An 11,892-nucleotide genomic window follows, 5' to 3' on the forward strand; every position below is an offset into this window, starting at 1 on the left:
AAATGGGGCTATCTCAAAGCCAACTTAACTTTACGCTTCTGCCAACACCCTAAGCCGTCGGGCAACGTTTCATTAATTAACAAATAGGAATGGCTGACGTGGGTCACTTTGCCATTGTTGCGTCCGAGGTATTGCCCCGGCTTCACTTTATAAACGGTGCCGTTGGGTGCTTGAACGAGACCAGAAACCGTATTACCCATGCCCATAACTCCTTTCAAACGTAATTGGCTTAATGGGAATTTTTCTAATTTGCCAGTGCGCCTTCTTGAAGGCGGTTGCCAGCAATCTTTTCTTGCAACGGGCTGAGTGGCGATCGTGGCTTCTTTTGGTAACTCAAAGGGCGCACGCTGTACTTCAGGTGCGTACGTGACGGCAACATACTTATCTGCAGGCTTAAGTTTCTCGACATCTCGACGCGCCTGACTCTCCACCCCTCGAATAAAATCCGTTAATGACTCATCATTCGCCTGACATCCAAGTAGCAGAGACCCCATCAGTACCAGTAACAAATGCTTACTTGTCATTGTTCGTCTCCTCTGGCTTAAACTGATAGGTATTGGCTCGTACCCTAAAGTGCAGAGTTTCACTTTCTTGGCTGACACGCTGCCAAGTCACATCTTTAAACGTGATGATTCGAGGTAGCGTTGCTATCGCCTGAGAAAAATGTCCGATGTCATGAAAATCCCCCGTTAACTCAATGTTTAAAGGAAGACGATAGAGGAAATGCTCTGATTGCTTTTCACCCCAGTCGATACGGGTAAAGGTCAACTTATTGTCGATACCGAGTTCATTCACCGAAGCGAGCATCGTAGCCAACTCTTTTTGCGCGGGCAGTTGTTGTAGCAATAATTCGTAACGCGTGGTGAGTTCATCCAATTGAGATTGAAGCTGAGGCAATGCTGCTACTTTGTTCGCTTTGATCTTCAATGCCACCTTGAGCGTCTGCTCCTGCTGGACCAAGTTATTCAATTGCTCTTCTTTTGGCTTAAGGTAAAACCAATAGCCAAAACCTTGAATTAGGAAAATCAGCAGCGCGATAACCACAAGCTGAGGCAACAATGGCCACTCTGCCATTTCATCTATTTCGAGATCCTGCCAATCAACCATGCTGGGCCTCCACTTTCTTCTCCGGCACTTTGAACATGAAAGACACTTTGAACGTTTGGAACTCTTTTCCAAAACGCGCTTTTCCGTGAACGATGGAGTGCATTTCTACATCATTCAACTTGGCCGAACGCTCCATGTTGTCCAGCATCGTGGCAAGTTTTGGTGTGCTATCAGAGATCCCTGAGATCTCAATTTCCAGATCATTCATTTTGATCTTGTCGACATATACACCTTCAGGAATGACGGCTGGCATCAAGTTCATAAACTCGGTCGTTTTGTTTCTACCGTTTTGTAACCCTTCAACCACTTTTAAACGTTCGAGGATTTTGCTGTGCTCTTGCTCAGCGATTTTCATTGCTTCAATACGCTGGTCGAGCTCAGCAATGTAGTGAGTAAGGTAATCAAGCCGCTCCTGCTGCTGATCTTGTTGGTACTCAAAAAACTTTCCAATACCCCATTGAATACCAATGGCAACCAACATGCCTAACGCGACCAAGCTAATGAAACGACGTCGGTGCTCTTCTCTTTGGTTCTCTCTCCAAGGAAGTAAATTAATGCGATAAAGCACGCGCACCTCCTAGCCAATGAATGCCACGAATCGCGAGTCCTGCGGCTGTAGAGAAATGCTGCCAATCCGCGGCACGACGTTTACGTTTGGACACCTTCATTTCAAATAGCCCTAGCGGGTTTAGCAATTCACACTCTAGTGACAGTTGCTGAGATAACTCTTCCGCGAGCATTGGTGTCGAAGCTCCTTCCCCTGATAACCAGATACCTTTGATATTTTGCGAGCCATTAATTGAGGTGTAGAGCTGCATCTGACGTTTCACCCGTTCCACGATTTGGCGATTAAACAGCTCTGTTTTCTCCTGAGCATCATCGGACATCAAATCATCTTGAACAGGGCTGTTTGCTCCTCGAGTGCCGCAAGCAAACTCTTTGTGAAACAGCTCACCTTGTTCGGTAAACATCGTAACGGAGCTCGATGAGGTGCCAATATCGAGTAAGCAGTACTTATTTTTGTCAGGAAAGCGATCGGCGGTGAGCTTCCAGATATGACCAAGACTTTGTGAATGCACGTCCACTAAAACGGGTTTTAGTCCGGATTTTTGTAATGCATCCACGCGACTATCGACCACATCTTTTCTTGTCGCAAACACTTGATAGTTATCAGTCCCACGCAACCCATCTTCGGCACGAAGACGGACGAAGTCTAAACTCAGTTCTTCGACAGGGAATGGCGATTGATGAGAAAATGCCTGAATCACAGCAAACTCAACTTCGCTATCTTCAAGGTTTTGTTCTATTTGCAATTTTTTACTGATCACCGAATTATCAGGCACTGAAATTGCGACCTTTTTAGCACCAAAAGGCAGTTCTTTTTTAATCAGCTTTAGGGTCTTTACAATTTCTTGATGATTTATAGTGTTATTTTCAGCGACAATACCTTCCTTTAGTAATATTTCTTTGTAACCCAACAGAGCGTAATTGTTGCCTGTGGGTTTAAGTACTACGGCTTTGAGGCTGTTATGGCCTATATCGATGCCGGTAACGATTAGCTTATCCATCTCTTACTCTCGCTCCGAAATTTCTTCGTGCAAAGGTTGTTATTAGCACCCAAATAAGAGTTAATATCTCTATGTGCTAAATTTTTGACCTAAGAGTACAAGGGTTTGCCGTTACACAGCCTCAACCAATCAGGGATTCTCCGGTGAAGTTCATAAAGCGTTTATTATTTTTAACATTGATTTGCATAATTCTTGGAGTCACCACAATATTTGGCTTCTATCAGTACGTGAAGCCTGAATTGCCAGATGTTGCAACTCTAAAAGACGTTGAATTACAAACACCTATGCAGGTGTTTAGTCAAGACGGGAAGCTGATCGCACAGTTCGGTGAAAAGCGTCGTATTCCTGTTACTTATGATGAAATTCCTCAAGACTTAATTCATGCGCTAATCGCAACCGAAGATAGCCGTTTTTACGAACACCCAGGTATCGATCCTATCGGCATCACTCGTGCAGCCGTTGTAGTTGCGATTTCAGGTTCCGCTAAGCAGGGCGCAAGTACCATTACGCAACAGCTAGCGCGTAACTTCTTCTTATCTAATGAGAAGAAGATCATGCGTAAGATTAAAGAGATTTTCATTGCTATCCACATTGAGCAGCTTCTGAGTAAGCAAGAAGTCATGGAACTTTATGTCAATAAAATCTTCCTTGGTTACCGCTCATATGGTTTTGGTGCGGCCGCTCAAGTTTACTTTGGTAAGAGCCTTGATGAATTGACGTTAAGCGAACTTGCGACACTCGCAGGGATGCCAAAAGCGCCATCAACGATGAACCCAATTTACTCTCTTGAGCGTGCGACAAAACGCCGTAACGTCGTGTTAATGCGAATGCTTGATGAAAAATACATCACGCAAGAACAGTATGACGAAGCACGCAACGAACCTATCGTGGCACGTTACCACAGTGCTGAAATTGAACTTTCCGCTCCTTATGTGGCGGAACTAGCTCGTGCATGGGCCGTAAAAGAGTACGGTGAAGAAGAAGCCTACACCTCTGGCTTGAATATCTACATGACGGTGGACTCTAAACTGCAAGATGCCGCGAATACATCCGTGGTAAATAATCTGCTGTCATACGATGAACGTCACGGCTACCGCGGTGCGGAAAAAGTGCTTTGGAAAGAAGGTGAAACCGCTTGGAACAGCGAGCAAATAGAAAAGCATCTTAAGAAGCAACCAACTTATGGTGACCTTTATCCTGCCGTCGTGACAAAAGTCGATGATAAGACTGCACAAGTTTGGGTTAAAAACCATGAAGAGCAGACCATTCCTTGGACTGGAATGCATTGGGCACGTAAATACATCACCGAAAACCGCCAAGGCTCAACACCAAAATCAGCGCATGATGTGCTAGCGACAGGTCAACAAGTTTGGGTTCGCGAAGTGAGCGAAGCCAATGAAGATGACAACACGACACAAAGCTGGAAACTGAGCCAAGTGCCAACAGCGAACACCGCGTTTGTCGCGATGAACCCGGAAAATGGTGCGATATTGTCGTTAGTGGGTGGCTTTAACTTTGTTCATAGTAAGTTTAACCGTGCCACTATGTCAGTGCGTCAGGTTGGCTCAAGTATCAAACCATTTATCTACTCAGCCGCAATTGACAAGGGACTTACCCTAGCCACTCTGATCAACGATGCGCCAATTAACAAATGGGACGCAGGTTCTGGTTCGGCTTGGCGACCTAAAAACTCACCACCAACCTATGGCGGTCCAACTCGCCTTCGCCTCGGATTAGCTCAGTCAAAGAACGTGATGGCAGTGCGTACGCTGCGTGAAGTAGGCCTTGATGAAACTCGTCAGTACCTTACTCGTTTTGGTTTTGATATTAACCAAGTACCACGTTCAGAGACCATCGCGCTCGGTGCTGGTAGCTTAACACCAATGAAAGTGGCACAAGGCTACTCTGTATTTGCGAACGGAGGTTATTACGTCGAACCGTTCTACGTAGAACGCGTGGAAGATGCATTCGGTGAAGTGCTATTTAAAGCGAATCCAAAAAGCGTTTGTCATAAGGATTGCCCACAAATGAGCGATGAGCCAGACAATCGCTATGCCGATGAGTTTGGCGAACAAGACGTCGCGATTGATGGTTTGGCAATAGACAACGCACTGGAAAATGATGAACCTCAATATGCTCCACAAGTTATCTCTGAGCAAAACGCATTCTTGATGCGTGAGATGATGTACAGCAACATTTGGGGTGGTGGTAACTGGCGTGAAGGTACGGGGTGGAACGGTACTGGCTGGCGTGCACAAAAACTGGGGCGTCGTGATATCGGTGGTAAAACGGGTACAACGAATGACTCCAAAGATGCTTGGTACAACGGCTATGGTCCTGGTGTTGTTGCCATTGCTTGGGTTGGTTTTGATGATCACTCACGCGCCCTTGGTCGCACAACGGTTAATAGCAACCTAGGCAAAGGCCAAATTTCCGGTGCTGAATCGGGTGCGAAAACCGCAGAACCCGCTTGGATTGACTTTATGCGCGTTGCACTAGAAGAAACACCTGAGCAAAGTAAAAATATTCCAGATAACATCATTCGTGTTCGTATTGATCGCAACACTGGCATGCTAACGCACAAAGTAGACAGCACATCGATGTTCGAATACTTTGAAAAAGGCACTGAGCCTACCGAATACGCTGGAGACCGTTTGGAAGACAGTATTTATTCTTCCGGCTCTGGCGCAGAAGAGCTGTTCTAAATCACTAAAGCAAAAGGGAGAGCATTCGCTCTCCCTTTTTTATGTCGGCTTTTACGCCGCGGCGTTCAATGAAGGATAAGAAGCCAATACTTCTTTAATCTTCGCCGCCAAAGCTTCAAACCTTGCACGCAGTGGTGAGCCCGGGCGATATACAAGGACTATATTGCGCGAAGGCGTAGGGTTAACGGCTGGTACATAGCACACGCCATCTTTTTGCTTCTCATTGGGGATAGAAAGCTGAGGCAATAACGTAATCCCAGCACCAGCAGCGACCATATTCCGCAGTGTCTCCAAACTGGTTGCCTTAAAGCGTTCATCGTCTTTCGCTCCGGCAGCAAAACAGAAACCTAACGCTTGATCACGCAGACAGTGACCGTCTCCTAGCGCTAAAACGGTTTTACCATTCAACTCCAACATATCAACATGGTCGAGAGAGGCCCACTCATGATCACATGGCACCGCTACGCTTAACGGCTCGTTATACACTTCGATTTCTTTAAAAGGTGCCGTTTCATCAACCGAAGCCAAGACCAAGCAGTCCAATTTACCTTCTTCTAATTGACGCACCAACTGATGTGTTTGAGCTTCGTGCAGGAACAGCTCCAGTTCAGGAAATGCTTCTTTTATCTGCGGCAGAATTTTGGGTAGTAGATACGGACCTACCGTCGGGATGAAACCGATATGCATCGGCCCAGTCATTGCTCCGCTCTGACCACTCGCCATATCTTTAAAAGTTTTCACTTCACTTAAGATACGCTTAGCTTGCTCCACCAACTGCAACCCTGAATCGGTAAACAAAACGCGACGGCTGCTTCGCTCTAAAAGCGTGGTACCGAGTTCATCCTCTAGCTTACGAATTTGTCCACTCAATGTTGGTTGGCTAACAAAACATGCTTCTGCCGCTTTGCGAAAGTGCTTATGTTCCGCAAGTGCAACTAAGTACTCAAAATCTCGAATATTCATAACTCACAATTCGCTTCTTTTAACAATAGCTAATACCTATCAAAACCATAACACCAAACGATTAGAGCTATCAAAGGATTTTTACAATAATGGGCTCAACAGAACGAAACAGAGCAAAGAAAAACGCTAAGCTCTATACGCATAATTTAAAATAGTTAAAGGAAATCATTATGTTTGTATCTAAAGAAGGTCAACAAGTCCCTCAAGTTACTTTTCCAGTTCGTCAAGGTGACTCTTGGATGAATGTAACGACTGATGAGCTATTTAAAGGTAAGACCGTTATCGTATTTAGCTTACCGGGTGCATTTACTCCAACCTGTTCATCAAGCCATCTACCTCGTTACAACGAATTGTTCCCTGTATTTAAAGAGCACGGAGTGGATGAGATTATTTGTGTCTCAGTCAATGATACGTTCGTGATGAATGCATGGAAACAAGACCAAGAAGCAGAAAACATCACCTTCATCCCGGATGGTAATGGTGAGTTCACCGATGGCATGGGCATGTTAGTGGATAAAAACGACATCGGCTTTGGCAAACGTTCATGGCGTTACAGCATGCTAGTAAAAGATGGCGTAGTAGAAAAAATGTTCATTGAGCCAAACGAACCTGGCGACCCATTCAAAGTGTCAGACGCAGACACCATGCTGAACTACATTGCGCCAGACTACAAAACGCAAGAGTCCATCACGGTATTCACTAAGCCAGGCTGCCCTTTCTGTATGAAAGCGAAACAAAACCTGATTGACCACGGTCTTCAATATGAAGAAGTGATTCTGGGTAAAGACGCAACGACAGTTAGTCTACGAGCTATATCTGGTCGCACGACTGTTCCACAAGTCTTTATCGGTGGCAAACACATCGGCGGTAGCGAAGAGCTAGAAGCGTATCTAGGCTAAGCTGTCCATAGCCTACACCCTCGGTCTCCGGTGCCTTTGGCTCGGAGGCCAACCCTAACTCACTTCTTCTACTAGTCTAGATAAGTAGTCGTCTACCGATAAGGTGACTCCTTATACAGATTCAACGACCCAATTCACTCTCCAAGCTCAATGTAGCTAGCTTGGCTTAAAAACAAAAAAACGAGAGTTCACGATGAAACAAGTTAATGTCGACGTAGCGATTATTGGTGGTGGTACTGCTGGTCTTGGCGCTTATCGAGCAGCAAAAGCTCATACTAATAGCGTAGTAATGATTGAAGGCGGCCCTTACGGAACAACCTGTGCTCGCGTCGGTTGCATGCCCTCTAAGCTGTTGATTGCGGCCGCAGAAAGTGTCCACCAAATCGAAAAAGCGCCTGGATTTGGGATCCATCCGCAAGGTGAAATACGCATTAACGGACAAGAAGTTATGGATCGTGTAAAGCGCGAACGCGATCGTTTTGTTGGCTTTGTGCTTGAAAGTGTCGATGATATTCCCGCTGAAGACAAACTATCGGGCTACGCGAAGTTTGCCGATGACCACACTCTCATCATAGATGATCATACTCAGGTCACCGCAAAACGGATTGTGATCGCGACGGGCTCTCGTCCTGCTTATCCAGCAGCTTGGAATGAGTTGGGTGACCGTCTCGTAATGAATGATGATGTCTTTGATTGGGATGATTTGCCTGAGTCCGTTGCGGTATTTGGCCCTGGAGTGATCGGTCTTGAACTCGGTCAAGCATTGCACCGCCTAGGGGTGAAAGTGAAGCTCTTTGGTCTTGGTGGTCAAGTTGGTCCACTGACAGATCCAGAAGTGATGGCTTATGCAGATAAAACTTTTAAAGAAGAGTTCTATCTTGATGCCGATGTAAAAGTAGAAAGCATGAAGCGCATACCATCATCGAATGCAGCAGGCGCAGATAAAGTTGAAATCAAATTCATTAACCACGACGGTGAATTAGAAACCTTTATTGTTGATTACGTTTTAGCAGCCACTGGACGACGTCCAAACGTAGATAAGCTAGCGATCGAGAACACCAATGTGGCATTAGATGAACGCGGTGTACCAACCGCAGATCACTACACATTGCAAACCTCCGTAGAGAGTATTTTTATTGCGGGTGATGCAAGTAACCAAGTTCCATTGCTGCACGAAGCCGCTGACCAAGGCCGCATTGCTGGTGACAATGCTGGTCGTTTCCCGGATATTCGTGCAGGTCTGCGTCGTTCGCCAATTTCAGCTGTATTCTCCGATCCGCAAATAGCTATGGTCGGTGAAACTTTCAAACAACTGGAAACTCGCTTAGGAAGCTGTGGTTGTTTTGTTACTGGTGAAGTCTCGTTTGAGAATCAAGGACGTTCGCGTGTCATGCTACGAAACAAAGGGATGTTACATGTCTATGGCGAGCAAGGTACTGGACGCTTTTTAGGTGCAGAGATGATGGGGCCGAACGCAGAACACCTCGCGCATCTTTTGGCTTGGGCACACCAAAATAGAATGACGGTTTCTGAGATGCTAGATATGCCCTTCTATCATCCAGTGATCGAAGAGGGTGTCCGCACCGCTCTACGTGATTTGAATGCAAAACTACACTTAGGGCCAGAAATGGTGAAACATTGCCTTGACTGTGGGCCTGGTTGCTAACGCTTTCATGCTCAATCGAGCCAGTCTTTACATACCAAACAAAACAGAAAGCCTCGTGATTAACGAGGCTTTCTGTTGACTACTTTGAGGCGATTACATAAGTACTACACTGCCATCATTGCGTAACGACTTACCATGATGATCGCGACTACACCGATCGTAAAAAAGCCACCAGCGATACTCAGCGCAAATTTCAATTCTGTCGACATGATTATTTTTCCTATTAAAGACTGACAGCGCACCATACATCAATCACGTGCCACATAAGCTCTACAAAGCTAACTTTCCATTTTTGGTTGTGTTCCTGCGCTCTAAGCTGCGACAAAAAACGCTTTCTCTCTTTGTGTTGGGTATATAATCTGAAGCAACACTGATGCCTTGGAAAACACTATGACTTGTCGCCGTTGCGAGGAACATTGGTTTTGGAAAAAGCTTGGGCGTTGCCAACGATGCTTGGATCAGTTAACGGTGCTTTCGGTACTGTGCTGGATTGTGTGGTGGTTTGCGTTCAAAGATGATCCACAAAGCATCGAGTCGATCGCTTTGATCTTTGCTGGTTTCGCTTTCAATATTTTATTATTTTTGCACTTATGGATGCGTTTTGTCATCTTGCCGTGGCAACGTCGGCGAGGACGAAAAGAGACGGATAAAAAAGAGTAAAGTGGCAGATAGAAAAAAGCCCCAAAACCAATATCAGTTCTGGGGCTCTCTTAGATTCTTCTAAGAAAAAGCAGTGGTACTTTAATAGACCGAGCTTCCTCTCAAAGGTTCCAAATTTTTTCGTTTTTTTTAGCAAATACTGATGTAAGTGAATCAGAAAATAACTATGTCATTGAATGCTAATAAAATCACTCCGAAATTTCAGCTCATGCCACATACGATTTTTGGATCACTTGCTCCATTAAATTGATCTCTAGCGCCACTTCATCACACGCGTGCTGACGTGGACACTGATCGCAATCTTTCAAGACTTTTTCTGGCAACAGCGACTTCGATGTTGGTAAGAAGCTCTGCTTCATAAAGAACTCTGGCGTTCGAGTGAGGACAAAGACCTTCTTTATCGCCATTTGACGTGCTTTCTCAACCAAGTGATTTACGATTGCACTGCCCTGTCCTTGACCTTGCCAGCCTGCTTCGATACCAAGAGAGCGTATTTCAGCCAACCCTGAGTCATACACATATAGAGAAGCGCAACCTGTCACTTCACCATGATGCTCAGCCACCGCGAAGGAGCCAATATCTCTCACGAGCTCATTTCGAGAGCGGGGTAGATTCTCACCGAGGTTCGCCCAATAAGCCACCATGCCCTCTAGTGTTTCAATGTCCGTCAAACGTGCAGGACGCACTTTCACTGCCGAGCTGTCACGCTGGCTCAGACGTTTATCCGCTTGCTCTACCGCATAAGCGACTTGGTGAGGCGAAACGCCACCCAGCGCACAACGTTTTTCCAAACAAGACTCTATCGTCAGAATGTCATACACATCATCTTCAATCACCTCAGAGAAGGCTTTTAGCTCTTGCAGAGACAATTCTTCCAGCGCACAGCCTTTGTCAATTGCCCCTACCACCGCTACGCCCACAATATGGTGCGCCTCACGGAATGGGATGCCTTTCGCCACTAAGTAATCAGCTAACTCAGTCGCGTTCGCATACCCTTGCTTCGCTGCTTCAAGCGTACGCTCACCATTCACTTTAATGCCATCAAAACACAGCGCTGCCATTTCCATGCAATCATTCCATGTGTCTAACGCATCAAACAACCCTTCTTTATCTTCTTGCATGTCTTTGTTGTACGCCAATGGTAAGGCTTTCACTGTCATCATCATGCTCGATAATGCGCCATAGACACGCCCTGTCTTACCACGGATCAACTCAAGTGCATCCGGGTTTTTCTTCTGTGGCATCAATGACGAACCAGATGTCACCGTATCCGCTAACTCAATAAAGTTAGACTCCCCTGAGTTGTAGAAGATCATATCTTCTGCAAGACGAGAAAGGTGCAACATAGAAATCGAGGCCACCGACATCAGTTCCATTACATGATCACGATCCGAAACCGAATCGAGTGAATTACGCGTAGCGCGGTGGAAACCAAGGTTATGTGCTAACTGTTCACGATCAATCGGATAAGCCGTGCCAGCTAAAGCCCCCGAGCCAAGTGGACAAGTGTCGAGACGCTGTAAGGCATCATTCAGACGAGAGTAGTCACGCTCGAACATTTCAACATAAGCCAAACACCAGTGAGCAAAGGTGACAGGTTGAGCGCGCTGAAGATGAGTATAGCCAGGCAATACAGTACCTTGGTGCTGCTTAGCAACATGAACCATTTGTGCTTGCAGACGATCTAAAGCAATCAACAGTTGCTGGCCTTGCTGACGACACCAAAGTTTTAGGTCTGTCGCTACTTGGTCATTACGAGAACGCCCAGTGTGGAGTTTTTTACCTAAATCTCCCACTTTACTAATCAGCTGCTGTTCAACCCACGAGTGGATATCTTCTGCATCTGAGCGAAGAATTTGGTGAGGATCTTCCATCACTTCTAACTTCAGCTCGTTTAAAGCAAGTTCCAGCTTTTGCTGTTCTTCTGCAGATAGAACATCTACAGAAAGCAGAGCTTTAGACCATGCGATTGAACCTACGATGTCTTGCTCAGCCAATCGGTAGTCAAAACGCAACGAATCGTTAAACTCTTTAAATCTAGTGTCTGCCGCTTGGGTAAATCTTCCGCCCCATAATGCCATTGCGTTTCTCCTGATGACTATTGCTTACTCTAACGTTCTCGAATGAGTAGTAACCAATTTGATGGTCATTTGCTCACTTTTTCTTATGGGTCAACGTTACGGCAATTTCGACAAAAAATAAAGTATAAATTCAATATTTTTACATATATATTCAAAAGGAATGTATTTGCATCTTTGTGCTCATAGACGTAAGCCAACAAAAAAGACCTGCTATCCAATAGCAGGTCTTTACTCAATCCGAGA

The 11,892-nt window shown here is 45.6% G+C and carries 10 protein-coding genes; 4 read left to right on the forward strand and 6 right to left on the reverse strand.

Going from position 1 to position 11,892, the window contains the following annotated elements; translation table 11 throughout:
- Window positions 1-8 precede the first annotated feature (8 nt).
- From NL645_RS21935 to pilM, 4 genes are read right to left on the reverse strand one after another with little or no spacing between them, the layout of a single operon-like run.
- Window positions 9-524 (reverse strand): pilus assembly protein PilP, encoded by a 516-nt coding sequence (locus NL645_RS21935; protein ID WP_005395715.1) that lies wholly within the window; start codon window positions 522-524, stop codon window positions 9-11.
- On the reverse strand, window positions 514-1,107 hold the full coding sequence (locus NL645_RS21940) for a type 4a pilus biogenesis protein PilO (RefSeq protein ID WP_012841351.1): 594 nt from the start codon (window positions 1,105-1,107) through the stop codon (window positions 514-516). The genes NL645_RS21935 and NL645_RS21940 overlap by 11 nt, the downstream gene beginning before the upstream one ends.
- A complete protein-coding gene (locus tag NL645_RS21945; RefSeq protein ID WP_046874634.1) occupies window positions 1,100-1,675 on the reverse strand; it encodes a PilN domain-containing protein in 576 nt (191 codons plus the stop codon). Before NL645_RS21945 ends, NL645_RS21940 begins: the two co-directional genes overlap by 8 nt.
- Entirely contained in the window at window positions 1,659-2,675 is a 1,017-nt protein-coding gene (gene pilM, locus NL645_RS21950; protein WP_253652402.1) for a type IV pilus biogenesis protein PilM, read from the reverse strand. The genes NL645_RS21945 and pilM overlap by 17 nt, the downstream gene beginning before the upstream one ends.
- 143 nt (window positions 2,676-2,818) lie before the next feature.
- Here pilM and NL645_RS21955 point away from each other — a divergent pair, with 143 nt between their 5' ends.
- The gene (locus tag NL645_RS21955) at window positions 2,819-5,380 is read left to right on the forward strand and encodes a PBP1A family penicillin-binding protein (protein WP_253652403.1); all 2,562 of its coding nucleotides are present in this window, start codon (window positions 2,819-2,821) and stop codon (window positions 5,378-5,380) included.
- A 51-nt stretch (window positions 5,381-5,431) separates the two neighbouring features.
- Here the strand turns inward: NL645_RS21955 and oxyR are convergent, their stop codons facing one another.
- The gene (oxyR, locus tag NL645_RS21960; RefSeq protein WP_005395720.1) at window positions 5,432-6,343 is read right to left on the reverse strand and encodes a DNA-binding transcriptional regulator OxyR; all 912 of its coding nucleotides are present in this window, start codon (window positions 6,341-6,343) and stop codon (window positions 5,432-5,434) included.
- 170 nt (window positions 6,344-6,513) lie between these two features.
- Here oxyR and NL645_RS21965 point away from each other — a divergent pair, with 170 nt between their 5' ends.
- The 3 genes from NL645_RS21965 to NL645_RS21975 all read left to right on the forward strand — a co-directional run bounded on the left by NL645_RS21965 (window position 6,514) and on the right by NL645_RS21975 (window position 9,568).
- Window positions 6,514-7,242 carry a redoxin family protein gene (locus tag NL645_RS21965; protein ID WP_005395721.1) on the forward strand — a complete coding sequence of 243 codons (729 nt, stop codon included), beginning with the start codon at window positions 6,514-6,516 and terminating at the stop codon, window positions 7,240-7,242.
- Between the two features lie 193 nt (window positions 7,243-7,435).
- Window positions 7,436-8,908: a dihydrolipoyl dehydrogenase gene (locus NL645_RS21970; protein ID WP_164667089.1), complete on the forward strand. Its 1,473-nt coding sequence runs from the start codon at window positions 7,436-7,438 to the stop codon at window positions 8,906-8,908.
- Between the two features lie 390 nt (window positions 8,909-9,298).
- Window positions 9,299-9,568 (forward strand): DUF3624 domain-containing protein, encoded by a 270-nt coding sequence (locus NL645_RS21975; protein ID WP_012841349.1) that lies wholly within the window; start codon window positions 9,299-9,301, stop codon window positions 9,566-9,568.
- Between the two features lie 206 nt (window positions 9,569-9,774).
- On the opposite strand, the gene argH is transcribed toward NL645_RS21975, so the two are convergent.
- A complete protein-coding gene (gene argH, locus NL645_RS21980; RefSeq protein ID WP_182037316.1) occupies window positions 9,775-11,649 on the reverse strand; it encodes an argininosuccinate lyase in 1,875 nt (624 codons plus the stop codon).
- Between the last annotated feature and the right edge of the window lie 243 nt (window positions 11,650-11,892).

It is taken from the genome of Vibrio sp. Y51_MX_L26, assembly GCF_024181935.1.
GTDB lineage: Bacteria > Pseudomonadota > Gammaproteobacteria > Enterobacterales > Vibrionaceae > Vibrio > Vibrio diabolicus.

Coding starts and splice junctions, on each gene's coding strand:
- NL645_RS21970 (WP_164667089.1), top strand. CDS start 7,436: ATGAAACAAGTTAATGTCGACGTAGCGATTATTGGTGGTGGTACTGCT.
- NL645_RS21935 (WP_005395715.1), bottom strand. CDS start 524: ATGACAAGTAAGCATTTGTTACTGGTACTGATGGGGTCTCTGCTACTT.
- argH (WP_182037316.1), bottom strand. CDS start 11,649: ATGGCATTATGGGGCGGAAGATTTACCCAAGCGGCAGACACTAGATTT.
- NL645_RS21965 (WP_005395721.1), top strand. CDS start 6,514: ATGTTTGTATCTAAAGAAGGTCAACAAGTCCCTCAAGTTACTTTTCCA.
- pilM (WP_253652402.1), bottom strand. CDS start 2,675: ATGGATAAGCTAATCGTTACCGGCATCGATATAGGCCATAACAGCCTC.
- oxyR (WP_005395720.1), bottom strand. CDS start 6,343: ATGAATATTCGAGATTTTGAGTACTTAGTTGCACTTGCGGAACATAAG.
- NL645_RS21940 (WP_012841351.1), bottom strand. CDS start 1,107: ATGGTTGATTGGCAGGATCTCGAAATAGATGAAATGGCAGAGTGGCCA.
- NL645_RS21975 (WP_012841349.1), top strand. CDS start 9,299: ATGACTTGTCGCCGTTGCGAGGAACATTGGTTTTGGAAAAAGCTTGGG.